Source organism: Candidatus Pedobacter colombiensis, from assembly GCA_029202485.1.
Classification (GTDB): Bacteria; Bacteroidota; Bacteroidia; order Sphingobacteriales; family Sphingobacteriaceae; genus Pedobacter; species Pedobacter colombiensis.
Genome location: CP119313.1, coordinates 5,083,398 through 5,109,335, shown reverse-complemented (window position 1 = coordinate 5,109,335; position 25,938 = coordinate 5,083,398). Strand labels below are relative to the sequence as shown.

21 protein-coding genes are annotated in these 25,938 nt (G+C 39.1%); 12 read left to right on the top strand and 9 right to left on the bottom strand.

Going from position 1 to position 25,938, the window contains the following annotated elements; all coding sequences use genetic code 11:
• The first annotated feature begins 102 nt into the window (after positions 1 to 102).
• The 10 genes from lpxD to P0Y49_21235 all read left to right on the top strand — a co-directional run bounded on the left by lpxD (position 103) and on the right by P0Y49_21235 (position 8,024).
• A complete protein-coding gene (gene lpxD, locus P0Y49_21280) occupies positions 103 to 1,188 on the top strand; it encodes a UDP-3-O-(3-hydroxymyristoyl)glucosamine N-acyltransferase (GenBank protein WEK19312.1) in 1,086 nt (361 codons plus the stop codon).
• A complete protein-coding gene (locus tag P0Y49_21275) occupies positions 1,178 to 2,587 on the top strand; it encodes a bifunctional UDP-3-O-[3-hydroxymyristoyl] N-acetylglucosamine deacetylase/3-hydroxyacyl-ACP dehydratase (GenBank protein ID WEK19311.1) in 1,410 nt (469 codons plus the stop codon). Before lpxD ends, P0Y49_21275 begins: the two co-directional genes overlap by 11 nt.
• On the top strand, positions 2,584 to 3,369 hold the full coding sequence (gene lpxA, locus P0Y49_21270; GenBank protein WEK19310.1) for an acyl-ACP--UDP-N-acetylglucosamine O-acyltransferase: 786 nt from the start codon (positions 2,584 to 2,586) through the stop codon (positions 3,367 to 3,369). The genes P0Y49_21275 and lpxA overlap by 4 nt, the downstream gene beginning before the upstream one ends.
• Before the next feature lie 9 nt (positions 3,370 to 3,378).
• On the top strand, positions 3,379 to 3,993 hold the full coding sequence (locus P0Y49_21265) for an ATP-binding cassette domain-containing protein (protein WEK19309.1): 615 nt from the start codon (positions 3,379 to 3,381) through the stop codon (positions 3,991 to 3,993).
• A 156-nt stretch (positions 3,994 to 4,149) separates the two neighbouring features.
• Positions 4,150 to 4,710, top strand: a complete 561-nt coding sequence (gene efp / locus P0Y49_21260) for an elongation factor P (GenBank protein ID WEK19308.1) — start codon at positions 4,150 to 4,152, stop codon at positions 4,708 to 4,710.
• A gap of 435 nt (positions 4,711 to 5,145) precedes the next feature.
• A complete protein-coding gene (locus P0Y49_21255) occupies positions 5,146 to 5,808 on the top strand; it encodes a hypothetical protein (GenBank protein WEK19307.1) in 663 nt (220 codons plus the stop codon).
• Between the two features lie 158 nt (positions 5,809 to 5,966).
• A complete protein-coding gene (locus P0Y49_21250) occupies positions 5,967 to 6,137 on the top strand; it encodes a hypothetical protein (protein ID WEK19306.1) in 171 nt (56 codons plus the stop codon).
• Between the two features lie 424 nt (positions 6,138 to 6,561).
• Positions 6,562 to 7,122 (top strand): 5-formyltetrahydrofolate cyclo-ligase, encoded by a 561-nt coding sequence (locus P0Y49_21245; protein WEK19305.1) that lies wholly within the window; start codon positions 6,562 to 6,564, stop codon positions 7,120 to 7,122.
• A 308-nt stretch (positions 7,123 to 7,430) separates the two neighbouring features.
• The gene (locus tag P0Y49_21240; GenBank protein ID WEK19304.1) at positions 7,431 to 7,808 is read left to right on the top strand and encodes a hypothetical protein; all 378 of its coding nucleotides are present in this window, start codon (positions 7,431 to 7,433) and stop codon (positions 7,806 to 7,808) included.
• Between the two features lie 15 nt (positions 7,809 to 7,823).
• The gene (locus tag P0Y49_21235) at positions 7,824 to 8,024 is read left to right on the top strand and encodes a hypothetical protein (GenBank protein WEK19303.1); all 201 of its coding nucleotides are present in this window, start codon (positions 7,824 to 7,826) and stop codon (positions 8,022 to 8,024) included.
• Positions 8,025 to 8,105: 81 nt separating this feature from the next.
• Here the strand turns inward: P0Y49_21235 and P0Y49_21230 are convergent, their stop codons facing one another.
• Genes P0Y49_21230 through P0Y49_21215 form a run of 4 tightly spaced genes read right to left on the bottom strand, consistent with a single transcriptional unit; the run spans position 8,106 to position 11,797 of the window.
• Positions 8,106 to 9,077: a formimidoylglutamase gene (locus P0Y49_21230; protein WEK19302.1), complete on the bottom strand. Its 972-nt coding sequence runs from the start codon at positions 9,075 to 9,077 to the stop codon at positions 8,106 to 8,108.
• Positions 9,077 to 10,321 carry an imidazolonepropionase gene (hutI, locus tag P0Y49_21225; GenBank protein ID WEK19301.1) on the bottom strand — a complete coding sequence of 415 codons (1,245 nt, stop codon included), beginning with the start codon at positions 10,319 to 10,321 and terminating at the stop codon, positions 9,077 to 9,079. The genes P0Y49_21230 and hutI overlap by 1 nt, the downstream gene beginning before the upstream one ends.
• Positions 10,322 to 10,323: 2 nt before the next feature.
• Positions 10,324 to 11,094 carry an exodeoxyribonuclease III gene (locus tag P0Y49_21220; GenBank protein WEK19300.1) on the bottom strand — a complete coding sequence of 257 codons (771 nt, stop codon included), beginning with the start codon at positions 11,092 to 11,094 and terminating at the stop codon, positions 10,324 to 10,326.
• Positions 11,075 to 11,797, bottom strand: a complete 723-nt coding sequence (locus tag P0Y49_21215) for a peptidylprolyl isomerase (protein ID WEK19299.1) — start codon at positions 11,795 to 11,797, stop codon at positions 11,075 to 11,077. The genes P0Y49_21220 and P0Y49_21215 overlap by 20 nt, the downstream gene beginning before the upstream one ends.
• 154 nt (positions 11,798 to 11,951) lie before the next feature.
• Here P0Y49_21215 and ygiD point away from each other — a divergent pair, with 154 nt between their 5' ends.
• Entirely contained in the window at positions 11,952 to 12,779 is an 828-nt protein-coding gene (gene ygiD / locus P0Y49_21210; GenBank protein ID WEK19298.1) for a 4,5-DOPA dioxygenase extradiol, read from the top strand.
• 2 nt (positions 12,780 to 12,781) lie between these two features.
• Here the strand turns inward: ygiD and P0Y49_21205 are convergent, their stop codons facing one another.
• A complete protein-coding gene (locus P0Y49_21205) occupies positions 12,782 to 14,182 on the bottom strand; it encodes an aldehyde dehydrogenase family protein (protein ID WEK19297.1) in 1,401 nt (466 codons plus the stop codon).
• A gap of 75 nt (positions 14,183 to 14,257) precedes the next feature.
• Here P0Y49_21205 and P0Y49_21200 point away from each other — a divergent pair, with 75 nt between their 5' ends.
• Positions 14,258 to 15,466 (top strand): hypothetical protein, encoded by a 1,209-nt coding sequence (locus tag P0Y49_21200; GenBank protein ID WEK19296.1) that lies wholly within the window; start codon positions 14,258 to 14,260, stop codon positions 15,464 to 15,466.
• Positions 15,467 to 15,962: 496 nt separating this feature from the next.
• On the opposite strand, the gene P0Y49_21195 is transcribed toward P0Y49_21200, so the two are convergent.
• The 4 genes from P0Y49_21195 to P0Y49_21180 form a co-directional block, all read right to left on the bottom strand.
• Positions 15,963 to 16,262, bottom strand: a complete 300-nt coding sequence (locus P0Y49_21195) for a hypothetical protein (GenBank protein WEK19295.1) — start codon at positions 16,260 to 16,262, stop codon at positions 15,963 to 15,965.
• A 963-nt stretch (positions 16,263 to 17,225) separates the two neighbouring features.
• On the bottom strand, positions 17,226 to 17,987 hold the full coding sequence (locus tag P0Y49_21190; GenBank protein ID WEK19294.1) for a hypothetical protein: 762 nt from the start codon (positions 17,985 to 17,987) through the stop codon (positions 17,226 to 17,228).
• A gap of 7 nt (positions 17,988 to 17,994) precedes the next feature.
• Positions 17,995 to 21,588, bottom strand: coding sequence for a DUF6443 domain-containing protein (locus P0Y49_21185; GenBank protein WEK19293.1), 3,594 nt, complete (start codon positions 21,586 to 21,588; stop codon positions 17,995 to 17,997).
• A gap of 39 nt (positions 21,589 to 21,627) precedes the next feature.
• Positions 21,628 to 25,542, bottom strand: coding sequence for a PKD domain-containing protein (locus P0Y49_21180; GenBank protein WEK19292.1), 3,915 nt, complete (start codon positions 25,540 to 25,542; stop codon positions 21,628 to 21,630).
• Positions 25,543 to 25,938: the final 396 nt, after the last annotated feature.

Sequence of the window (25,938 nt, the reverse complement as noted above, 5' to 3'; positions counted from 1 at the left end):
ATAAACAATTAATCCCGTTTTTTAGGCTGTTGATTAAGAACACTGATCAATAACCTACGGAGGTTTATTTGTTCATATCAATTTAACATATAACTTTGCAAAATGCAATTTACTGCCAAGCAGATAAGTGAGTTTATAGATGGGACCATTGAAGGCGACGATAACGCTAAGGTTAGCGAGCTTTCTAAAATAGAAAATGGTAAGACTGGTTCTTTATGCTTTTTATCTAACCCTAAGTACGAGAACTATTTATACCAGACAAATGCTTCAGTAGTAATTGTTGGAAAAGACTTTGTGCCTTCACAAAAGGTAAGCAGCACCTTAATTCGGGTTGCTGATCCTTACAGTGCTTTTTCTGTTTTACTTGACAAGTACAATGAGGTAGTTAACCAGAGTAATACACAAACCGGGATTGAACAGCCTTCTTTTATCCATCCTTCAGCAAAAATTGGGAAAAATGTATTTATAGGTGCGTTTTCCTATGTGTCTGAAAATGTGGAGATTGGTGATGGCAGTAAAATTTCGGCTCAGGTATTTATTGGAGCCGATAGTGTTTTAGGGAAAAACTGCAGCATTTTTCCAGGAGTAAAGATCTACAATCGATCGGTTTTGGGGAATAATATCACGATCCACTCCAACAGTGTAATTGGTAGTGATGGATTTGGATTTGCCCCTCAGACAGATGGAACGTACGCTAAAATTGCGCAGATTGGCAATGTGGTGATTGAGGATGATGTAGAGATTGGTGCCAATACGGCCATCGATAGGGCGACTATGGGTTCTACTTTCATTAGAAAGGGCGTTAAGCTCGACAATCTGATCCAGATTGCACACAATGTTGATGTAGGTGAGCACAGTGTTGTTGCAGCGCAAACCGGTATTTCGGGTAGTTCAAAATTGGGCGGGAAGTCTGTTATTGGCGGCCAGGTTGGTATTGCGGGACATCTTTCATTAGCCAAAGGAACGCAGGTTGGTGCCCAGACCGGAATAAATTTTAATATAACTGAAGAAAATAAACAGTGGCATGGCACTCCTGCTCAGCCATTAAGAGATTGGATGCGGGCTTCTGTAATTTTTAAGCAGTTGCCAAGCGTTGAAAAAAGAATAGCAGACCTGGAAGCAAAAATCAGGGAGCTTAACTTGATCATCGAACAAAACAGTACAATATCAAATAATAATGAACGTTAAACAAAAGACCATAAAAAACGAGGTTTCGGTAAGTGGTGTAGGCTTACATACCGGAGCGAATGTTACACTTACATTTTGTCCGGCACCGGAAAATCACGGGTTTAAATTTCAAAGAATAGACCTTCCTGGAAGTCCGATCGTTGATGCAGATTGTGATAATGTTACCGATACAGCAAGAGGAACAACCATTACTCAGAATGGAGCGAGTGTAAGTACGGTAGAACATGTTATGGCCTCTTTGGTGGGGATGGATTTGGATAATGTGCTGATAAAGCTTGATGGCCCGGAAACACCAATTATGGACGGGAGTGCTATTGAGTTTTTAGACGCTTTAGAGCGTGCAGGAATCCAAGTGCAGAACCAGGATAGAGAGTATTTTCAAATTCCACATAATATTACTTATACAGAGCCCGATAGAAAGGTTGAGATCGTTGCAATGCCTTTGGATGACTATAGGTTTACTTGCATGATTGATTACAATTCACCGGTATTGGGTAGTCAACATGCTGGAATATCCAGCATTGCTGAATTTAAAAAAGAAATTGCTTCGTGCAGGACTTTCTGCTTTTTGCATGAGCTTGAATATCAGTTGCAAAACAACCTGATTAAAGGGGGTGATTTAAATAATGCCATTGTCATAGTTGATAAAGAGGTGACCAAAGATGAGTTGGATCATCTGGCTAAAATATTTAAACGTACAGAAATTGAGGTTGCGCCCCAGGGTATTTTAAATAATATGGAGCTGAGGTATCAAAACGAGCCGGCAAGACATAAATTGCTGGATATGATTGGTGACCTTGCTTTGGTTGGTGTTCATTTGAAAGGGCATATTATGGCTGCAAGACCTGGTCACGCGGCTAACATCGCTTTTGCCAAAAAAATTAAAGCGGCTATCAAAAAAGAGAAAAACAAAAAGGTGCATCATGTTTATGATACCAATGTAAAACCGCTATACGATATTGTTCAGATTATGGACATATTGCCTCATCGTCAGCCATTTTTGTTTATTGATAAGGTATTAGAACTGAGTAAAACTCATGTTGTTGGTCTGAAAAATGTGACCATGAATGAGGAGTTTTTTAAAGGTCATTTTCCTGGAGCGCCTGTTTTTCCGGGTGTGATTCAGATTGAGGCGATGGCTCAAACAGGGGGCATCCTGGTGTTGAGTACAGTACCTGATCCAAGAAATTACCTCACCTTATTCCTTAAGATCGATAATGTGCGGTTTAGGGCTCAGGTTTTACCTGGCGATACGATTGTTTTCAGATGCGATTTGATGGAGCCAATTAGAAGAGGCATCGCGCAAATGAAAGGTGTTGGAATGGTAGGTGGAAAAGTTGTGGTTGAAGCAGAAATGATGGCTCAAATCGTAAAAGTAAAAGAAAACGAAACTACATGATACAACCTTTAGCATATATACATCCTCAGGCAAAAATAGCCGATAATGTGGTTATTGAGCCCTTTGCTGTAATTCATAAAGATGTTGAGATCGGTGAAGGAACCTGGATTGGCTCTAACGTGGTGATCATGGATGGAGCCCGTATTGGAAAGAACTGCAGGGTATTTCCCGGGTCAGTAATTTCCGGTGTGCCACAGGATTTAAAATTTGCAGGAGAGGTGACCACGGCCGAGATTGGCGATAATACCACGATTAGAGAGTGTGTGACTATTAATCGGGGCACAAAGGACAAATGGAAGACGGTTATTGGCAGCAACTGCCTGATTCAGGCTTATTCTCATATCGCGCATGATTGCGAAGTTGGTGATTACTGCATATTTTCGAATAGCACGACGCTTGCAGGGCACATTACAATAGGTAATTATGTTGTTCTGGCCGGATTGGTGGCCATCCATCAGTTTGTAAAGGTGGGATCACACGCATTTGTTACGGGTGGTTCATTGGTTAGAAAGGATGTACCACCGTATGTTAAGGCAGCCAGAGAGCCTTTGTCTTACGCCGGGATTAATTCTGTTGGTTTAAGAAGAAGAGGTTTTTCGTCTGAAAAGATCAACGAGATACAGGAAATTTACAGGGTTTTGTTTGTGAAGCACAACAACGTAACCAAGGCTCTGGATATGATAGAGGCCGAATTTAAGCCTACGGAGATCCGTGATGAGATTGTAGATTTTATCAGAAACTCTAACCGTGGTGTAATGAAGGGCTTTGGTTCTGGTAGCTAAGGATCTGGGATGACAATCGGCTTAGCTAACGTTGGAAGAAGGTTTAACCAGGAGTGGATTTTCAGGAATATAGACTATTCGTTTCTTTCTGGAGAAAAATACGCGGTCTTAGGGCCTAACGGTTCTGGTAAATCTACTTTGTTAAGCGTCTTGCTGGGGAATTTATCTCCGTCTGAAGGGACAATAAGCTACAAATCAGAGGTTGATATCCCTGTAGAGGAAGTTTATAAGTCCATTAGTTTTGCTGCGCCTTATCTGGATTTAATTGAAGAATTTACACTTCAGGAAACCATCAGCTTTCATTTCAAGTTTAAAGCCTTCTACGAGGGTATGAATGCGGAGTCGGTGTTACACCTGCTTGGGCTTGCGAAATCTCAGGATAAAGCCTTAAAATACTTCTCTTCGGGAATGAAGCAGCGTACTAAGCTTGCCTTGGCTTGCTGTGCAAACACTCCAATCCTTATACTGGATGAGCCGACCTCCAATCTGGATAAGCAAGGAATGGCCTGGTATCTGCACCTGATTGAACGATTTTCGGTAAACCGAACTCTGATTATAGGGTCAAATCAGGAGTCTGAGTATTCCTTTTGTAACCATTTTGTTGAGTTGACGGATTATAAATAACTAAAATATATATTTGAAAACAGGCCAAACGGGGCTGTTTAGGGCTTAAAATGTCTTAAAAAAAATATTTTTAAATTACTATTGCAGGATTAATAAATAGTCTTTACCTTTGCGGCACGAAAAAAAGCCGAAAGTTTAGGCACAATTTCAAAGAAAATGGCAAAAGCATCAGAAGTAAAAAGTGGGAACATACTTCGTTTTAACGGAGAGTTGGTACAAGTAGAAGAGTTTCTACATCGTACACCCGGAAATTTACGTGCCTTTTATCAGGCTAGAATGCGGAATGTTAAAACCGGTAAATTGGTTGAATATAGGTTCCGTGTTGATGAAGAGGTGGAGATTTGCCGTGTTGAAACCAGTGATTACCAGTTTTTGTATGAAGATGGTGATGCACTAGTGGTAATGGATAATAATACTTTCGAACAGTTTAACATACCGAAATTATTATTCGGTAAAAGTATCCGGTTTTTGAAAGAAGGAATGAATGTAATCATCGCATTTGAAAGTGACGAGCCGATTATGGCACAAACACCTTCTCATGTGGAATTAGAAATAACCTACTCTGAGCCTGCGGTTAAAGGCGATACTTCTACAAATGCATTGAAATATGCAACGGTAGAGACAGGAGTAGAGATAAAAGTCCCAATGTTTATCAATCAGGGCGATAAAGTTAAGATTGATACACGTACTGGTGACTATGTTGAAAGAGTAAAATAAGAATTTTCATAGTTTAGTTTTAGGTTTAGGTTGATTGTGGCTTCGGAGTGGTTCCCGAAGCCATCTTTTTTATGGGGATTTTTTGCTTTTGAAAAATCATATTATGCTTCTGAGGCTGGAATCGCATATAAAATGAAAACAATGGTGGGAAAAGGTTAGTATGCGGAAGGAACGCTTAAAAGGTTTGGGGTACTGGAAAGACATGTTAAAGACCTTGCCAATTAATACAACAAAAAAGATTTATAAAAAGTACAATTTTGTATTTTTTTATTTGAAACTCACTACCTTGGCATACTAACCAAATTAATATGATCTCAAAAATTGACGCTCTAAAAATCTCATCAATCCTTATCTTCTGGATTGTTCTTTTGCAGCAAGGAATAGATCGAAATGGCTATAGCATGCTAAAAAAAGGTAAAAGCGGAGGATGTTAGTATGAAAGTATTAAAAATTTTGGCGCTACTGCTAGCTAGCTTCAGCTATTGTAACGCTCAAAATCTGAACGGAAAATACGCTGTCGTAGATAACGCTTTTCAAGGAAGTAGGAAATTGACATTTGAAAATGGAAAGTTTACTGATTCCATATCAACAGGTGATATGGGAATAAAAACCATAGGAACGGGAACTTATACCTTGGAAAACCATAGGTTAACCCTCAAATACTTAGCGACCATAAACGGAGATAGTTCTTATTATCAACTCAATTCTTATTCACAACCTTCAGCAACTGGTTTGCTTTCCGTGAAGATCGAAGATAAAACCGGGGCGGCAATGCAGGCAAATGTTGGTTTCAAGGATAACAATCAAAAGCCTTTGTTCTTCTTCTTAACAGATAAAAGTGGTCTTTCAGATTTAAGATTATATGAAGGACTTCACACTGGCCATGTTGTGGTAGATTTTATAGGTTATTATACGGTTTCTATTCCGGTTGCCAATCTACTGGCTAAAAAATCAACTCTTTTGGTTAAATTGATGCCAGCTTTAAAAACCTATATAGATTCTAAAACTGAGATTTATGAGGTAACAATAAGTTCGACAAATGTAATCTTAGCGTCCAAAAAAACGGGAAAGTTGCAACTTACAAAAATTGGAAATTGATGATCTCAAAAGCTGGGACGGGCAATTCATGCAGTGGGCTTTTGGTATCCCATTTGCCGCTGCGGATGGTTTATGGACGGACTTTCAAAGCAGATCGAAGGACGTCCTGTGAAGCAGAAAACCACTAAATACATTATCTAAAGACTGTCCTGATTAATATGAAAAATTTAGCAAAAGTGCTCTTAATTGTAATTGGAATATTCGATGCAATCCATCTTGTTTTTTTGACATGTATGCCCTTTGTCGGCTTCAAAGTATTTTTTCAGGGAATTTTTTATGGTGCTATCTACAACAGCCGGGAGCTGGCTGATATGGCGCTGCAGTACTAACTATTTTTGAATATTTCCAGTTCCTTATTGTATGTAGGAAGTCTCATCATTGCTTTATTGATTATTACGCGCGGAAAGCAAAATGTCAATAAAAAACTTTTGTGGGCATTTCTGTTTACACTTGTTCCCTGGGTGCTGATCATGTTAAAAGTATATTTCGTGCCTTTTTAAATACATACATTCTTACAGATTATTTATTTAAAAGGAAGAATGCATAAAAAAGGGTGCGTTACTCGGGGAGTCGAGTATCAAAATCCACCCAAATAATCAGTGAGATTTTGCCCAGAAGAAGGGCAAAAATTTCTTAGGCCTCTTCAGCACAATATTAATTTTTCTTTGGGTGTAAAGCTTGAACCATAAAAATGCTAGATTCAGGATTTGGAGTATGTTGCAGGACTTGTAATTGTTATGTAAGTTTGTTTTAATGACAAAAGCAGAGATAAGAAAAGTCGCCGCAGTACAGCGAAAATGGCTTTCTGAGGCCCAAATTGAAGATTATAGTGAACGATTACTAGTGCAATTCTCTTCGCTTGACCTATCTGCTGTAAGTACCATTCATCTGTTTTTGCCGATTACCGAGAAAAAGGAACCGGATACTTTCCTTTTTATTGATTGGTTAAGCCTGCATCATCCAGCTATAAAAATAATTGTGCCTAAGGCTGACTTTGATACAGCCTTGATGGTTAATTATGTATACAAGGGCAAGGAGGGATTGATTAAGAACTTATACAATATTCTTGAGCCTGCGCAAGGGGAATTGCACACTGGAGTTGTGGATATGGTACTTATTCCAATGTTAGCTTTTGATTTACGGGGTTATCGTGTAGGCTATGGTAAGGGCTTTTATGATCGGTTTTTACAAAATATAGTGACAAAAAAAGTCGGTTTGTGCTTTTTTGATCCGGTTGAGCAGATCAGTGATGTGAATGAACATGACATATGCCTAGATTTTTGCATTACTCCAACTAAAGTTTATTCATTTTAAAGGCGAAAAAATATTATCTCGTGTCGATATATCTAATATCTCCAAAAGATTTGATTGCTTTTAATACGCGTCCTGCGCCAGAATTCAAGTATTTTTTATGATAATGAAGGATATTCATTGAAGAGATGTTGCGATAAGAAAAGGATAATCCAAAATATTGGAATTTAGCTCGAAATGCTACTATTTGTCACAAAATTTACGTTTTGGTTAATTAATATAATTTATATTATCTTTGTGATATTAATAAAGAGCGGTATGACTTTATCACTGATCCTCGCTTAACGAGATTTACATTCCAAAGCATTGGTTTGAAAGGCAACGTGAAAAAAGCGGTTGAATACACATCTGTTGAAATAAATGGGCAAAAGTTCTATAATCTAGGATTTGGAGACTTGAATGATGCAACAGGTAAATTCGATGACCTTTCTATATCAAATAATGGTGATCGGGATAAAGTATTAGCTACTGTTGCGGCTACTGTTCTTGATTTTGTTAATTATGTTCCTGGAGCTTTGATTTTTGCTGAAGGTAGCACTCCGACAAGAACACGATTATATCAGATGGCATTAATGACCAATCTGGAAGATATTAGTAAAGTTCTTGAAGTTTATGGATTGATAAAGGATCAGTGGTATCCGTTTGAGAAAAATGTTAATTATGAGGCTTTTATGGCTTTACGTAAATAATAAATATATTTGTATATGAAAAAGGAAGAAACATTTCAAGCGCAATTAGAGAGGTTTGCTTTTGATCCTGCCAGGGATAGGGTTGTTACTAAACTTAAAGACCGTAGTAATGATCCTTACATTGTAAAAAAAGTTAACAAAGCAATTGAGACCCTAACTAGAGTGGGTTTCCCTGCTGAGTTACTAAAAATGCGGGCTGACCGTTTGAAACAATAAGGCCGTCTTCTGTAATTATCTTAAGCTTTTAGTGAAACCTCAGGACTATTGAGTGCTGGCTGTAAGAAATATAAATCGAATTTATTTTTGTGACTTGATAAAATCGCTTATAAGGTAAGTTATGGTCTTTGGCGTGCTCTGACTCGATCTGCCGTCAGTTAGCGCAACAGCGCCCTCGCAAATGTGTAAATACGTAAATTTTTTAGTGGAGGTCAATATTAGTCTTCTGATTTCGTTTAAAGTGAAGCCTGAAGGTGTCATGGCGCTTGATAGTAAATTCTCTATGCAGTCCAGATCGAGCTCTAACCCGGTGGTTGTCCCTGTTTTTTTAAGGAGGTTAGCCCAGGCAGTGAAGACGGACTGGTCGCCTTTGAGAAGATCATCAAAAAAGACCGGATAGATGTGTTGGTTTGCAGCTATGGTTTCGAGTATCGCGTTGTTATTATAATTCTGGTGGAGGCCAAATATGCCATAACGCGTTAAAAAGTCATCTTTTATGGCGTAACTGAATCCATTACCGCTATGTCTTCCTGTTGTAGGTCTTAAATCGGCATGGGCATCTATATTGATGACATCAATTGGCCTATTTAAGGCCATTGAAGTCCCTTTGATAATTGGGTAGGCATTATTGTGGCCTCCACCAATTACAATGGGTATTTTGCCCGAGGTAACGATTTTTTGAATTACCGGGTAAACCAGCGCATCGATCTCCTCTACTTTTTGCTGTAGATGGGGGATGCCTTCTTCGGATGGGGTTGAGAAAGTAAAGTGGCCGAGTACCAAGAGTTCATCACCCTTAAAAAAGGGGGTGCTTTGGATGTTAAGGAGCGCTTTAAGGGTTGGGTGCCAGGCAGAGGCCGCCCCGGCAATACCATGGTTGGCCCGGACACCAATATCTTCGGGGATACCGAGCAGCACAAATTGAGCGGTTGAGGTCGCAATTTCATCTAATGCGGATACAGATTGGACTTTCTGGCCCAATTTAATCTCTCCTTCCCGCGGATTGGTTAAGGAAGTGAGTTCTGCCGCACTGTATATTTTAAGGCCGTTCATTAGCTTATTTTGCCGTTTAATACGATGGTTTCTATTTGAGGCTGACCAAAACTATAAGGCAGAAATGCAAGGGAAGACATTGGTCTGGTGATAAACAGGTTGGCCTTTTTGCCTTTGGCGATACTGCCTATTGCTGAACTCAATTCCATTGCTGCAGCTCCATTGATTGTTGCTGCGTTTATGGCTTCTTCGGGACGCATTCGTAGTTTAATGCAGGCCAGTGATACCACAAAGTTCATGTTTCCCGAAGGAGTGGAGCCAGGGTTATAATCAGTTGCCACAGCTACAGGAATGTTTGCATTGATCAGCCCTCTGGCATTGGCAAAGGGGATGTTGATGTAGAATGAGCAGGAAGGCAATAAGGTTGCGATGGTGTTGCTTGCCGTTAAGCTTTCAATGACTGCATCATCAGTAGCTTCCAAATGATCTACAGAAATAGCCTGGTGTTTTACACCGACCTGTACACCGCCGGATACCGAAAGCTGATTGGCATGGATCTTAGGTTTTAAATCGTATTTCGCTCCTGCTTGCAGCAATCTATCGGTGTCATCCACAGAGAAAAAGCCCTGTTCGCAAAATGCGTCCATATAATCTGCAAGACCTTCATCTGCTATTTTAGGAAGCATTTCTTCTATGATCAGTTTGATATAACCTTCGTGGTTGTCTTTATAAGCCGGAGGATAAGCATGTGCTGCTAGAAAAGAGGCTTTAACAGGGATGGGAAAGTTCTCTTTTAGCTTACGGATAACCCTCAGCATTTTTAATTCACTGTCTGTTGTAAGGCCATAGCCGCTTTTTATTTCTACAGCTCCGGTACCTTGTCTGATCATGTCAGTTAAGCGTTGTGTTGCAGAATCATACAATTCATCGGCTGAAGCGACTTGTAACTTCCTTGCTGAATTTAAAATTCCACCCCCTGCTGCTGCAATATCTTCATAGCTTTTGCCGTCAATTTTCATGACAAACTCTTCTTCTCTTGAGGCGGCAAAGACGATATGTGTATGAGAATCGCACCATGAAGGGAAGACAAAACCACCATTTGCATCGTGCGTCACGATGTAATTTGGTAAATGTTCCGGTAGCTGGTCCATAGGGCCAAAGTCTTTTATTTCTTCTCCTTCACATAAAAGCCAGGCATTTTCTATTGCCGGAAGGTTTTGCATCTGGTTTCCCCTTAAAAAGCGTGTGTTCTCAGGGTGTACACCAACTAATGAGCGGATATTGGTAATGAGTAGGTCTGACATGGCTAAGGGTTTAATTCCAATAAAACAGGACAGTGATCAGAATGAATGGCATCGGCCAGAATGGTTACATTTTTCAATTTGTTCAACATCGGTTGTGTTGCCAGGTGGTAATCGATACGCCAGCCCAGATTCTTTGCTCTTGAGTTGGCTCTGAAACTCCACCAGGTATAATGATGCGGGTCTTTGTTAAAGTGCCTGAAAGTGTCTATAAAACCGTTGTGTAAGAACAATTCCATCCATTCGCGTTCTTCTGGCAGGAAGCCGGAAGAGTTGGCATTTGATTTCGGGTTATGAATGTCAATCGCGGTATGGCAGATGTTGTAATCACCGGAAATGATCATGCTAGGGTGTTCTTTCCGTAAGTCAGCAATATAGGTGTCGAAGAATCGCATAAATTCATACTTTTTAACCTGGCGCTCATCGCCACTGGATCCTGAAGGCATGTAAAGGCTCATTAGGGAGAATTCATCGAAATCAGCTCTTAAAATTCTTCCTTCTTTATCAATCCATTCTTCACCACAACCATATTCAACATGGTTTGGTTTTATTTTAGTGAGGATAGCAACTCCACTGTATCCTTTCTTCTCGGCTGGGAACCAGTAGTGATGATAGCCCAATTGTTCTATTAAACCAATGATTTCGGGTATTTGTGATGGTAGTGCTTTAACTTCCTGCAGGCAGATCATGTCGGCATTGGTCTCTTGCAACCAACCGAAAAAGTTCTTGGTAGAGGCAGAGCGGATGCCATTGACGTTATAGGATATGATTTTCATTGCGATGTGCTTTTTCTTGTTTAGTGAGTTCTTTTTCGAGTTTTTTTGCTTCCCGACGTTTTAAAATGGTAATGGTCATTTTTACATCGGCTACAGGTCTGTTGTTGCCATCTGTTTCCAGGATAGCAATTTTATCTACCATGTCTATACCTTGCACTATTTCTCCGTAAACGGTATAGTTTCTGTCTAAATGTGGCGTGCCACCCAGTGTTTTATAGACTTCTCTTTGCCATTCCGGAAGTTTAAATTTCAGGCGGTTTTTCTCCAGGGCGTCCAGTTGTTCGTCTGTAAATCTTTTACCTTGTACCAGGTAAAATTGACTGCCACTGGATGCTTTTTCCGGATTATCGTCTCTTGCTGCGGCTAATACACCCTTTTTATGAAAAAGGCTATCACGAAACTCGGCGGGCACGGTGTAGCCTACGGTTCCTTCACCCAGTAGTGCGCCTTTAACTGCATTTTTGGAGTCAGGATCTCCACCCTGGATCATAAAATCTTTGATTACCCGATGAAATAAAGTGCCGTTGTAAGTTCCTTTTTCTGTTAATTTAAGGAAATTGTCGCGATGCTGTGGAGTTTCATTGTACAGTTGGATGATGCATTCGCCCAGATCTGTCTTTATTTTAACGTATTGGTGTTTTGGCTTTGCCGAAAAGGCCGAAATGAAGCACAGGCAGAGCATTAGGGTAAAATAATTCCTCATTGTCAGTTTAATTACCCGGCTAAGTTAAGTTAAATCTACTTTATTCAATAGTCGGTATTAAAATGTTAGCGCTGGTATTTCTTATCATAGGTCAACAATCAGGGCTGGAATTCGTTATAACTTTGTGGCTTATAATTAATAGATTTTTAACGTTATGTCGACCTTATCTCAATTCAATAATTTTACCAGCAATTTGCCTTATCAGGATATCTTAATGCCTGTTTTGTTTATTGGTCATGGATCGCCAATGAATGGAATTGAAGACAATGAGTTTAGTACCAAATGGGCGGATGTTGCAAAGGATATTCCACAGCCAAAGGCTGTTTTAGTCATTTCTGCGCATTGGTTTACCAAGGGCACACATATCACTGCAATGGATTTTCCGAGAACTATCCACGATTTTGGAGGTTTTCCAAAAGCATTATTCGATGTGAACTATCCTGCTCCGGGCAGCCCCGCTTTAGCTTTGGAAACTGCGGGACTTATTCATAGCACGGAGGTGGGGCTAGACCACGATTGGGGTCTTGACCATGGTGCATGGACTGTCGTAAGGCATATGTATCCGGAGGCAATCATACCTGTTTTGCAGCTGAGTATAGATTATACCCAGGATGCAGCATATCATTATAACCTTGCGAAAGAGTTGTACGAACTCCGAAAAAAGGGCATTCTGATTTTAGGAAGTGGCAACATGGTGCATAACTTAAGGATGATGAGTTGGGAAATGATTCATGGAGGGGGCTATGATTGGGCCCTGGAAATGAACGATAAATTTAAAAGCCTGATTTTAAATCGTGAGCACCAGCAATTGGCAGATTACAGGAATTTAGGGAGGGAGGCTATGCTTGCAATTCCTACACCTGAACATTATTTGCCATTGATGTATACTTTAGGTCTGCAAACTGCTAATGAAGATGTTTCTTTATTTAATGATAAAGCGGTTGGTGGTTCTTTAACGATGACTTCGGTAAGGGTTGGCTAAGCTTACATTAGTTTTTTAAGCCATTTTAATAAGCCGTATTTACCTTCGTAAGGTGGGTAAACGATATTGCCCATGTTCATTGCAGACTGGAAGACAACTGCTCGTTCATGTGAGAAGGTTTTGAAACCGAAAAAACCATGGCAGCTTCCCATTCCACTGCTATTTACTCCACCAAAGGGTAATTTGGAGTTGGAAATGTGTATCAATACATCGTTAACACAGGTGCCACCGGCGGAAGTGTTTTTTATGATATGATCGATGTTTTTGGCGTTTTCGCTAAAAATATATAGCGCCAGAGGCTTATCGCGACTGTTTATTTGCCCGATGGCTTCGTCGGGTGTTTGATAGGTGATGATGGGCAAAATCGGGCCAAAGATCTCTTCTTTCATGATGCGCGAGTCTAAGTTGACCTGAGTAAGGACTGTTGGGTTTATGGTTTGTCTGGCTTCGTCTTTCCCTCCTCCAAATGCTATTTTGGCGCCTTTTTCGGTTGCTTCATTCATTAAATTTATCAATCTGTTGAAATGCTTTTCATTGATAATCTTTGCATAGGCATTTTCATTGATCTGCTGGTTACTGTTAAAAAACAACTGGGTAGCTGCATGGGCATATTCAAGGATAAATTCTCCCTGCCTCTTTTCCGGGATTAAAATATAGTCGGGAGCGATGCAGGTTTGACCTGCATTGACTAGTTTTCCCCATGCGATTTTTTCTGCTGCTTTTTTGAGGTTGGCGCTTTCGTCTATTATGGTAGGTGATTTACCTCCAAGTTCGAGTGTAACTGAGGTTAAATGTTTGGCTGCTGCTGCCATCACAATTTTGCCGATTACGGTGCTTCCTGTAAAAAATATATGATCAAAAGGGAGGTTAAGTAAGGTTGTTGATACTGTGGCATCGCCCTCAAAGCAGCAAATTTCCTGCTCTTCAAAACATTCTTTGATGATTTTGCTAATGATACTACTTGTCGCTGGACTTAGCTCTGAGGGTTTTAAGATGGCACAATTCCCGGCGGCAATTGCAGACAAAAGGGGGCTCATCATTAGTTGAAAGGGGTAATTCCAGGGGGAAATGATCAGGCAGGCGCCCTTAGGTTCGTAATAGATTCTATTTTTGGCCATTAAGCTTGCCAGACTTTTTCCGGCGCGTTTGGGTTTCATCCATTTGCCGATATTCTTTATTGCGAAATCCAGCTCACTGTAAATAAAAAACAGCTCTGTTACAGCAGTTTCGAAACGACTTTTGCGCAAATCGGATTGCAGGGCGGCGTAAATATCCTTTTCGTATTTCTCTATAGTAGCCTTTAAAGTTTTTAATTTATCAATTCTTTGTGTTGCATTGCTGTTTCTAAGCGTATATTTATGTTTTTGCTGTGCTTCGAATATTGAATTGATAGTTTGTGTCATGACTAATTTAAGCGGGTAAGATCATTTGTCGATATTGCAGATCGTTAACTAAATATATACATAAGTACATACAAAATGAAAAAGGGATTGTTTGTTGTTTTCGTGATTTCGGTATTTACGCAGGTTGCCACTGCCCAAACCATTAAAACAGGGGTTTTAGTGATTGGGAATGGGAATAATGCTATTGGATCAGGATTTCAATCCGCAATTTCGGGGGTAAAAACCACCATGTTGATTCAAGGGGCGGACCTGGTTGTCTCTCCGCCCGATAAAAATATCAGCTCTGGTCTTGAGTTTCAATTTTTAAAGAAGATGCGTTTGGCTAAAGGAATTCAGGATAGTACAAGCAAGGTATATATTGATGGAACCAGCGCGAATTCGGTACTTAAAACCTGGGCAGACAGCATTAAGAACTTAACGGTATTGAGGAATATAAAATGGTCGCGGATAAAGAGGTCCGGGAATAACTGGAATGTGTTGCTGGAAGATGGAAGAAGTATAAAAGCAGAGGTGATTGTTAATGCAGATGGTAGTGGAAATGTAGATGAAGCTTTGGGACTTAAGGGTGGGGCAGTTAAGCAGTGGCAGCCATTAAGTTATAGCAATAATCTTTACCGGTTAAGTGTTAGCTCGGGTTATTTGACGAATAATACAAATGCGAATATCATCTTGCTTAACAGTTTTTTGTTGCCTCAACAGGAAAATCTGGTTGTCTTAAATCAGGGGAATGAAAGTTTTGCCGGTGGACAGGCAGCTGGGGCTACGGCAGCTTATGCGGTGTTTTTTAAAACGAAAACATCACTTTCTGACTTAAAGGAGATACAAAAGGAACTGATCAATCATAAGTTGGCCACATTACCATTTGCGGATGTTGAGCAGGGAGATCCCAATTGGAAGTCAATTCAGTTCATTGGTCTTTCGGGATTCTTAAAGGTTGTTTTGACAAATGGAGATGCCAATTTCTATCCGGAGCAAGCGGTCTCTACTGCCGAAGTAAAAGAGCCTATAAAAGAGTTTTACTATAAAGCCCAAATTTGGTTTGATGACTATAAGGATGTTAACATAACCGTTGGGGCTGCATTGAACATGATTTGCATGGTTGGAAACAAGGCGCCGGAAAATACAAATGCCGAAGTTCAGAAAAAATGGAAGTCAAGCTATCATTTTAAAAATGAGTTTGATTTAAATAGGAGCATTACCCGCCGTGAATTTGCCGTTTTGGTGGATGAGTATTTAAATCCATTTAAAACGAACATAGATAAGACGGGCAGGGTAATCAGGTAAAACACTATTGATTTGCTTTATACGGCTTATAGGGAGCTTTTAGAGAGCAAAAAACAAACCGGGATGTGGGGCGGGCTTGAAATTAAATTACAAATGCAATTCGCTACCCATTCCTGTCAAGCCATCCCGTTCCCCGGCCGTTTGGATTTCGCGCCTTACGAGCTCAACTTTTGGGTGGAGTATAGCCTGGAACATTGGGAGGGTTATTCTTCATATCTGGTAATGAGGGTTTATTTGGGTCACCTTCTGCGCCCCATTGCTAAAGACCATTCCCCTGATTAGCATCCTTATTATTGGGGGAGAGATCTATTAATTATCCTTTCATTATATTTCTAAAGATTGTAATAGCGGCATTAAAAACGATCGAAAAAAATAACACAGCAATAACTATTGCGATTCGTTTTTTATTATTTTGTTTTCCTTTTAAAAACTCAAATTCCTTAAATCTTAAATCGAACTTTTTATGCTCCAGGTATCCATATTCCAGCTGCGCCTATTAGATTATCTGCAATGTTCCACCCGATATTGCTAGCGGATGGATCTTTATAAATACTGTAAACACTATAAAGCGCTCCTGCAACAAATATCCTTTTACCAATTGCGTCAGTGGCTGCTTTGGTGAAAGTACCACCATTATACAAATTATTATTCCCATCAGAGCGGCTCCAAATCCAAATGTTTCATCTAGGCTTAGAAACTCTGAATAACCACCCCCTCTAGCGGTCCATGTTCCTCCGAATTCATAACTCTTAAAGGTTTCTATAATTTCTTGTAACGGTGCTTCTTTATCACCCATTGGTTATAGCCTAGGCCTAATAGATCCTTTTGCTCCATAACTACCAATACTTCAACTATATGGATAGCTAGTGGCTATAAAAGACCATAAGGTGTTTAATCCTTAAATCACGAGTTACCGCAAGAGAAATCTGGTTAATCATCTATATCTTTAGTAGATTTTCAATAATATTATTATGAATATTTAGAACTTTAAAAATAAAATTTAGAGTAAAAAAGATAGCTAAAAGCAATACTTTGTAACCCATATAGGTACTGGCAAATATTATTATTAACAGCTGAATTAACTCAAATGTTATTGACAAATGATAAGTTAAGCATATATTCGTCTGTCCATTTTGTCGAGTAAGATCAAATTGACCTTCATTTATTTTACTATAGTAGGTGTAGTTTGGGACCAATTTCCAACTTACAATTTGATCGTTAAATGAGATAGTAGTCGCAGTTTGCTTAACGACATTGTAATTTTTCTCTTTCAAGTATCTTATTGTCTTATCGTATACAGCGTCTGCATTAAATTCTACTAGCTTATGCGTTTTAAATTTTAATTTCATTTTAATGTTGTCCAAAGTTATGAAGATATTGATTCGAAAAATTAGGATTTCCTATTTGATCTGCTCTATATGGTTCACCTATTAAGGTAGTTTGCCCAATGCTAAAGTAACCAGTTTTGCCATTTTGCCAAGAAAAGGTTTCTCCAACGCCTATAGTGTTATAACTAGATGATGTCCCTAATATAAGACTGGCAGTACCACCATCGAGATACCTCCGAAGCCCCCCTTGCCAATCCCTTACCGCCCACTTGTGGTAGGGTAAGTAGGTTTTTGGCTGACACAAAAACACAACTTGCAAGTATAAAAACAAGCACATTAACAGATAGATATCTATACGTATATACCGATAGTTTGATCTAAAAAAGCAAAGCCCGGCTGGTGACCGGGCTACTGTCAATGATAATTAATATCTATTTATAAGCATATTTTAAAAGGTAATCCTTAATCCCCTGTTCATACCATTCACCTTTTACGTAGTAATAATTGCTTTTATCTAAGGTAATCACTGGCACCACTCCATTCACATCCTGTTTAATCGTCTGTTGAATTTTAGGGTCATAAACCGTGAATGTTTTAGATATACTTTGACGTGTGCTATAAAAAATGTCTTGGTTCGGGTCAAAGCTTAGGATGACCTGCTTATTATAATTATGGTTGGTCTTAGGGGTACGTTCTGAGGTACTTTCATCGTGAATGCTAAGATTTAACTTGTAATTATTTTTTCCATTCCCAAACAAACGCACTTTAACTTTAAACAGTTGATATTCACTCAGGTTGCCTTTTATATGCTGAATATTTCGCATATCATAAGTTGAACCCGATCTAATATGCATTGCCTGGCATAATTTTTTATTGTCAACACATAGCAGCAGCATGTTTTCTAAATCCTCATTTGAGCCAGCCCTTTTAGCGTATGTTATTTGCAAAAATCTATTATTCAATACCTTAACGTTGTTTATATCCATGTAGTCAACCAATAACAACGTGTCTTTTAAATAGCTAATAGCTAATGTACCAAGTGATGGTTTGTACAATAAATTAACTCGCACCTTAGCTCCCTCTAAAGACTGAAGGCTATAAGTTTGAGCATTGGTAGTATTATACAATGAACAAACAGTCATTAATAAGAATAGTAAAATAAGCCCTCGCTTTATCTTCATTATTGTATTCATAGTGATCTTATCTAAATCCAAAAAATGTTGAATTACCTGCAATCGTGGTTATATAAAAAATACCTTGATTGACTCGTTGAAAGTTTGAGTCTGTGCCTGGCTGACCAGGAGGTGGACTTGCGCTCCAACTGATAGCGCCATTAGAGTAATCCCTTGTTGTGCGGTTGTCATACGCCTGCAATGCACCTACTATGTAAGGCAAGGAGCTGGCTCTAATTTGATCCATAGTCATACCCATAACCATTTTATATTCATATTGATTAGGATGCCGGAGAATTTGATAGTTGCCTTTAACTGTCCCCCCAAGACCCTTACTATGTATTGATGCTGCCATCCAATTTGGATCATTTAGATCTGATCCTGCTGCATCCAATCTATTTAATATAGTACTTGCTATTGCTCTGGCAGCAAGTCGATTTCCCGCCGCTTCCCCGGATGCTATTGCAATAAGATCCTTCAATCCAAACGGGTCACCCAATATACCAGCCCAATTATTAGAAGTAATCGTTGTTCCGTGCTGAGCAATTGTTGCTGCAACTTGAGCATCAGAAGGAAGGTTCTGACCCAAATAATCACTCCAGGCGCCATGATCCCCTAGTGATTCGAACTTGGCCAGCAACTTCTCTTTAAAATTTCGATTATTTTTAAGTATGCCACCGCCACCAAGGGGGAGCGCGTCACCAGTTCCAGCATTAGTATCCATCATAGGCAAAGGCCTGGGCTCGTCACCCAGCGGATCATTAAACATTATTGGGTTATTGTTACTATAGTGATAGCCAGTTACAGAAGCATCACTATCCGCTAATGGGTCAATCCCTATAAATCGACCTAAGGCAGCATCATAATTCCGATAAAAGGTTTGCTGATAATCCGGTAAATTTCCATAATCGTTTTGCCACTCTGCACCACCATTGTACAAATTCTTATTCCCATCAGATAGTGTGCCTACCGGACTGTTCGGTAAAATCATTCCAAACCCATAATAACTGTTCTCCTGGCGGACAACCGCCACACCATTGTTATCTTCAATACTCACACGTGCATTACCCTGTTGATCAGTAATTACATATTCCAATTTCAGTGCACCCAAATCATTTCTCACCCTGCCCTCAGGCATTGGAAAATAGGCCAAATCCTTGACATTACCCGCGCTATTGTTCGTATAAACAAAACCTTCAATGTAATCTGTAACCAATGTAGCTGCGCCAGCTTTAAAAACCTCCTTACGTAACAAACCACCAGAAGCATCATAAGTATAAGCGATGTACTGCCCATTTCCAGCATTTATCGTAATCCTATCGGTCTTATTTAATACATTATAGGTTAAGCTAAGCCCTTTATAAGGATCGCTAATCAGATTGCCACTCAGATCATATTCATACGTACCTATATTGCTCCCACCGGGGTAAATCATAAAACCCGCAGTGCTAACTGAGGCATCAACAACCCCTGTTAAGTGATTGGGCTGTGTGACACTATACGTATAAGTCAAGTTATCTATCTTGGTATGCGCATTGCTGCCGGGGGTAGAAGAATTGCGTTGCAACGTTAAAATGTTTCCATTTTCATCATAACTAATCCCGTCCTCGTTGAATCCACCTATATTCGTACTAAAACTTCCGGTAGCTCCAACCCGTTCAGCATAAGATGAAGAAGTCAGTCTATTTAAAATATCGTATTGATAGGAATAACTTCTTTCAACACTACTAATGTTATTTCCGTCTTTACTCATCCATTTAACTGCTGATAGCGCTCCACTAAAGTAAGGAATATTTCCCAAATCTGGATCACTTTGATCATACAACAATTGCATCCCAAAAACATCATTGTCATCAAGATTAGTAACACCACCATCAGCAGTTAATCTGCTATTATTAATTGATTGCAATTGACCACGTATGTTATACCGATAATCTAAAGATTGAAGCCCAGCCCCTTCGCCGGGCTTTAAATTTTTCTTAATGAGTTGTCCAATCTCATTATACGTATAAGCCGCTAGCGAAATCGGTGAGGCCCCATTGTAGCTTTGATTAACCGATATTAAACGGTAAGCATGATCATAAACATATCCCGTTTGAACAGTCGTACTGGCAACGCCTGCCAGCTTCGAAGTTTTAGTTAAGACCCGGGCTCCACTAAAATCAAAAGTACTTGTACTTATATCGGTGATAACTTCGGCCGCATAGTTTAAATGGTTGTTACTTTGTTTCTGGATCAAATGACCATACTTATCGTAAAACAGCACATCTATTAACCAAATATTGTTCAATCCAGTTCCCAGAGTCCTTTTTCTTATCATAGTAGGCATACCTCGTAATAGGGTAGTAGCTACAGCTTCTCCAGTAAGACCTTGAACAGCATAACTATAATCAGACACCCCATTTTGATCCAAATCATAATCATCATAATAACTGTAAGCAAGAGGGGTTATTCCTGTATTGGGAAAAACAACATTGCTGTAATAAGCTGTGGCAGAATTGGATGTTCGCTCTTCATAATAGACATTGCTGTAATCAAGCGTGTTTACATAGTTTTGCATATTACTAAGACCGATGTGTCCAGGGTCCAAATCGGTATAAATACCTTGGCTAATGGCATGTCCTTTAGCGTCATATTTAATATAATTCCACTGATTATCCATTCTAAGATTTGCGTCCTGCATCAAAACGGGTCTGTTTACAGGATCGTAAATGATAAATACAGCGCCTTTAGCAGGTATGGATTTCTGAATTAAGCGACCACGAATATCATACTCGTAACTAAATGTTAAATTGACAATTGTAGTTTGCGAAAGGCTCCAATTTCCACTTTGTTGCATCAATGAAATCGCTTTGGGTGGAACAACATAAGCCAATGCGCCGCTTTCATTGTAAAGGTAATAAGTATCAAAGTAAGCTCTAAATACGCCATTAACCGTTTGATTTGCCTTTTTACGTTCTAACAGTGTTTTGCCATTTTTATCTTTAAACACCGTCACCTGTTTACCATCCTCATCAGTAACATCCGACACAAGCAAAGTCGCGGAAGTATAATAACCTTGATTCGTAGCATTTGTCCCCCAATTAATGACATAATCAGAATTTTGGTTCGAACGGTAGTTATAGGTGCGATGGTGTTGATCAGGTTGAAAGCCTGATCCAACAGTCCCCTCCTTTAATATCCTTTGCAAAGGACTGTTTTCAAATATCTGCTGACTATATGCTGCTGCATCTTGTGCAACTAAAGGATTTCCATTTTGATAAAAAGCGGGCTGCTCATTCGTAGCCGCATTTGGGTGGTAACTCCCATCTACTGTAGTGGTAACATAGGGTAGATAATGAATACTTTCCTTTCCAAGACTATTGTAAACGATGGGTTGAATAATATCTTTTTTTAGGGGGCTGCCCTGGATGGCTACAGATTGAACAATCCTACCCAAACCATCAGTGTACGATCGGGTAACCGTTTTTTGCGAAATGTCTAATGAAACCAATTGGTTTTCATTAATCACCCCATTCACCTTAACTTTTTCGTTCTGTATGTAACCGGTTTGTGCCAATACGCCAAAATTTAACAACATTAACAATGGTAAAATGGCACAATATTTTATATGGTATTTCATCCTGCTTGATTCTATTTAGTTATGAACTAGAGTTAAATTTTAATTACAGTTCCCATTTTCAATACTGATGGTCAGTGACCTCGAAGAGGTTAAGTTGGCTAAGAAAGTATAGCTGCTAGACATGAAATGGTCACTGCAATAATTAAGGTCACCATCATCCAGTTTAACACTCCCGTATGTTCCAGAACAAAAAACCCTTACCCTGAAAGCTCCCTCTGGAACTTTAACATCACCATTAGATAGTTCAGTTCCGGTAAACTCATATTTCACCACACCATTTTGGGAGAGCTGGATACTTGTGATTGATCCAGAGCTAGTGTTCTGATAAACAACAGGAACAATAAGTGGTGGATCTGGTGGAATGGGTGGCGCTACAACATTAATCACCGCAGTTGTTTTTCTACTACTGTACCCCAATGCGGTAACAGTAAGGCTTACGGTGTATGTACCATTGGTAGTGTATGTGTGACTTTGATAAAAATTGTTTGTAGTAACAACAGGACTACTGCCATCACCAAAATTCCATGTAAAAGTTACTCCGGTAAACTGACAAGGATTATAATAAGTGTCGTTGTAAAACCTGACTTCCGCATTCTCTAGAACATCTTTAACAGGATAAAAACTAAATGTAGGATCGGAAAAAGTTTCATAAGTGTCAAGATACTGATAACTTGTGCGAGACTTAATTTGTTTATCCTGATCATAAACAAGATTCAACCTGCCAAACTTGTCAGATTCGTAATATTCAGAAATGCCATTGGTGTTGGTCTCAACGATTTTACTTGGCATTGCCATTCGATAATCGGATGTTATTATCTCAGAACTCTCTGGGTAAAAAAGGACATCAGTTACTGTAAAAGTTGAAACCGCATTATTTTTAATGCCTATATTAAAAGTTGGAGATAAGCTACTTACAGGAACTTTAATTTCATGGTACTTCCAGCTTCCATTACTTGCAATAAAATTAAGCGAATACGAATATGGAATATTATCGGTTCCTGTTAGCACGACTGATATGGTACCACTGATACCAGAATTGATCCACACAGAGAAAATATAATTTTTGGCACTTTTATTCTTCTTAATTGCTTTCGAAAAAGCAACACCTGAATGGATACTTACGCCACTCGATCCTGCACCAGATCGTCCTGAAGACATCTCCGGAATGCCATTGTCTACAGTGAAAGATGAAGATCTAATTAAATTATTGGGATTATAATATCCAATTTCATCGGCCGATGCATTTTGAATATTAGCTACTGGAAAATGGTGTATAGGATTAGAAAGAACAGTATTTACCCGCTTATGATGATCATCCTTGGTTTGTAAAAAACCATTCGCATCATATAGCAGATAATTTTCCAAAGGAATATAATTAACATCATGGCTAAAGTTTCCGGATAAAATATCAGAAGGTGTAAATTGCGCAATTCCATTTTGACTTATAAAGGACAGTTTTTGAGAAGGAAGGCATAAGGAGTAGTTATCAAAATTAAAGGCCTTAAATTTGACCAGGGAGCCCGAAGTAACTTTCAACTCCTGATTAGGTTTTTGAACCTGTACGTATTGTTCTACAGGTATATTTTGATTTTCCAATTGCAGCTGACGTAATGCAACTGAGGCGTCATCGTTAACATTTGCAGTATTATAGTCCTTAGCGTATTTGATAAATTGCTTTTCAATTGTACCATCGCTTCTTACAATTTCCTGTCTGGTAGTAAGGCGATGGAAAGGGCTGTCATAAAAATAAGAATTAGATGTTTCCCTTACCTGACTATAGGGAGCTAAGTCCGTTGTCTTCTTTATTATCGTCTTTTGTAGCTCCCCCGCGGCTGCATACACAGTGTATTTGGAATAGACTTTAAATCCGCCGTTTTCGTCCCATCTTAAGCCAGTAATTGAAATCGGAGTACCTGTACGCTGATAAGAATAAGTACTCTCATCAACAATAGCACCAGTTTCATTATATACTTTTACACTTTTTAGTAACCCTCGTTCAAAATCATAATTTGTGTTTGGTGCAAATGGATAGGTTACTTTATCATTTTTCATAAAACCTGCTGCTGTACATCCTGGTCTCGCAACAAAACTAACTGTCGGCGCCCAATCTACAGTTGCGCAATTAAGACAAGAAGGCGAAGCACTCATATCATAATTCGTTGCAGGTATAGCGTATTCATAAACCATCTTGCCCGCACCAGTTTTAGCTTCAGCAACATGAGAATATACAATACTGTGATCAGCTGAAGATAGGTCAATTTCCGACCTGACCGTAGACTGGGTCCACAAATCCTGAGAGGTACCGTTGCCTGTATATGGTCGGGTAAAACCATAAATAGGCAAAGAAGTTGGCTTACCACTAGATATGCCAGTCACAGGATCTTTGTAACTATAGTTACTGACCATATTATGAGAGACATCGATGCCATCATAGTCAATAACCTGCTTAATTCTAACACCACCTCCTTGGACAACAGTTCCTGCCAATGGATCATAATAATCATGGGGTTCATAAATCAAGGTCGTAGTTCCATGATCAAGGTAGTTAATCTGGCTTACAGATCCGGCCGCTGCTACAGTTGGATCTGATCGTCTATCTGCGCCCGACAAGCCAATACTGTAAATTGGTCTCCAGATATTATCTGCGACAACCTGATACCTCTGAAATAAACCGTTAGATGGATTAATACTTAAGGCTGGCAACAGTGATGTATTGGAATAGCTATTTGCATACCCCCAATAATCTATGCTTTTAGAGGAGGAGTCGCCCAAAGATGTCCTATAGACATAGTAAGATGAAATCTCACCATTATATGTGAACTTATATTTTTCAGGCGAATTGCATTGATCTGTTGTAATATCCCGTAGAAAGAATCTTGAATAGTTACCCGTCAATGGTATCACACTACTATAATTTAAAAAGTAGCATGCACCGCCAGTTAATTGAATAGCATTTAGCAGTGCCTGTGTAGTATGATAATTTTTACTATATGAAAAAGATGCGCCACCTCCTCCTCCATAAACACTACTTAATAAACTTGGAAACGTCTCATCTTTAATCCAATATTGAGTGGTTTTGGACGGACTTCCTACATACAATTCAATTGGAGTTATATTCTCTTTTGGCGGGCCAGGTTCATAAGAAAACTCAATTTTATTATGATTTGCATCAGTCAGGCTGGTTAATTGCCAGCTGTTGTATGAACTAATACCCGATTTATACTGTAAAAAACGAGTTCTAAAATAGGAAATATTGCTTTCGTTAATGCTTTGAGAATTAAAAGTTGATAGCGTTTGTTTTGTTGATTTAGTGGTCAGGACCACCTCAAATTGATAGCGTATGCCCTGATCATTTATTACTGTAAATTGATCGATATTCCCATTGCTATTTGTGGAGTAAGATATTTTTAGATCTTGATAAGGTATTGTCTGAATTTGATGATTTTTATCAAAAACAAAATTGAAGGATAATCCTGGTGCATTAACAGAAAAAAGATCGGGTTCTGTATCCGACAGATCAGAAAAATTGGCATTTAAACTCGTGATATCTGTGGTTTCATCGGTGCAGGTTGTTGTATTACCGTCATTTGCGACGATAAAATTATCTATCTTAATTCCGTTACTGTTATAAAGCCAACCTAAACGAATGTTATTTGAATTGTCCTTCTGACAATCGTCAGGTAAACCACGTATTTCCCTGCTGATCTCACCTCCTCCAGATATTTCCCAACCCATACCTGCAGTACCTTCTACGTCTTTAACTTTTATCCCTCTTCCAGCATTTATAAGACCAATTTGTGTGGAAACAGCACCGTTTTGTATGGTGTAAATCGGTACAACTACACTTGCTGTTCCCGAATATGGGTTTACCTGTACCAAATTTCTCTGGGCTTTCAATGGGCATGTATAGGCTACAAACAGGAGAACTGTAAGAAAAGAATAAATCTTTGACATAATGAAGAAAATTATAATTCCCCAATACTAAAAAACCTCAGTGCAACCAGTTTGCACTGAGGTTTTTTTCTCAAAATAAATTCAAGCTCAAATTTTTAGTCCAAAATCAAGTGCTGTGCGCTTTATAAGCCGTATTTTGACTAAAAGCCTTACAAAATTTAACCAAACACAAAACATCTCCGGTGCAAAAAAACGACATGCATCTTCCCAATTTCCTTAAAAAAGATTACTCATTTCAAACGTCATTAGATACATTGACAATAAAATAAACCTAACCGCCAAACGCAGAAAAATGATAGATGAATGCAAATGGGTTTATAGGTTATATGAAGAGACGCTTAAAAAAATCACATAGATAAAAACTAATTTCAATTATTGTATTATAGACGTACTCTA

Bases quoted from the DNA above. Each gene is read 5' to 3' on its own strand.
- P0Y49_21180 (WEK19292.1), bottom strand. From the start codon at position 25,542: ATGTCAAAGATTTATTCTTTTCTTACAGTTCTCCTGTTTGTAGCCTAT.
- P0Y49_21205 (WEK19297.1), bottom strand. From the start codon at position 14,182: ATGACACAAACTATCAATTCAATATTCGAAGCACAGCAAAAACATAAA.
- P0Y49_21255 (WEK19307.1), top strand. From the start codon at position 5,146: ATGAAAGTATTAAAAATTTTGGCGCTACTGCTAGCTAGCTTCAGCTAT.
- hutI (WEK19301.1), bottom strand. From the start codon at position 10,321: ATGTCAGACCTACTCATTACCAATATCCGCTCATTAGTTGGTGTACAC.
- ygiD (WEK19298.1), top strand. From the start codon at position 11,952: ATGTCGACCTTATCTCAATTCAATAATTTTACCAGCAATTTGCCTTAT.
- efp (WEK19308.1), top strand. From the start codon at position 4,150: ATGGCAAAAGCATCAGAAGTAAAAAGTGGGAACATACTTCGTTTTAAC.
- P0Y49_21200 (WEK19296.1), top strand. From the start codon at position 14,258: ATGAAAAAGGGATTGTTTGTTGTTTTCGTGATTTCGGTATTTACGCAG.
- P0Y49_21185 (WEK19293.1), bottom strand. From the start codon at position 21,588: ATGAAATACCATATAAAATATTGTGCCATTTTACCATTGTTAATGTTG.
- P0Y49_21250 (WEK19306.1), top strand. From the start codon at position 5,967: ATGAAAAATTTAGCAAAAGTGCTCTTAATTGTAATTGGAATATTCGAT.
- P0Y49_21195 (WEK19295.1), bottom strand. From the start codon at position 16,262: ATGGGTGATAAAGAAGCACCGTTACAAGAAATTATAGAAACCTTTAAG.
- P0Y49_21235 (WEK19303.1), top strand. From the start codon at position 7,824: ATGAAAAAGGAAGAAACATTTCAAGCGCAATTAGAGAGGTTTGCTTTT.
- P0Y49_21215 (WEK19299.1), bottom strand. From the start codon at position 11,797: ATGAGGAATTATTTTACCCTAATGCTCTGCCTGTGCTTCATTTCGGCC.
- P0Y49_21245 (WEK19305.1), top strand. From the start codon at position 6,562: ATGACAAAAGCAGAGATAAGAAAAGTCGCCGCAGTACAGCGAAAATGG.
- P0Y49_21190 (WEK19294.1), bottom strand. From the start codon at position 17,987: ATGAATACAATAATGAAGATAAAGCGAGGGCTTATTTTACTATTCTTA.
- P0Y49_21230 (WEK19302.1), bottom strand. From the start codon at position 9,077: ATGAACGGCCTTAAAATATACAGTGCGGCAGAACTCACTTCCTTAACC.
- lpxA (WEK19310.1), top strand. From the start codon at position 2,584: ATGATACAACCTTTAGCATATATACATCCTCAGGCAAAAATAGCCGAT.
- P0Y49_21220 (WEK19300.1), bottom strand. From the start codon at position 11,094: ATGAAAATCATATCCTATAACGTCAATGGCATCCGCTCTGCCTCTACC.
- P0Y49_21275 (WEK19311.1), top strand. From the start codon at position 1,178: ATGAACGTTAAACAAAAGACCATAAAAAACGAGGTTTCGGTAAGTGGT.
- P0Y49_21265 (WEK19309.1), top strand. From the start codon at position 3,379: ATGACAATCGGCTTAGCTAACGTTGGAAGAAGGTTTAACCAGGAGTGG.
- lpxD (WEK19312.1), top strand. From the start codon at position 103: ATGCAATTTACTGCCAAGCAGATAAGTGAGTTTATAGATGGGACCATT.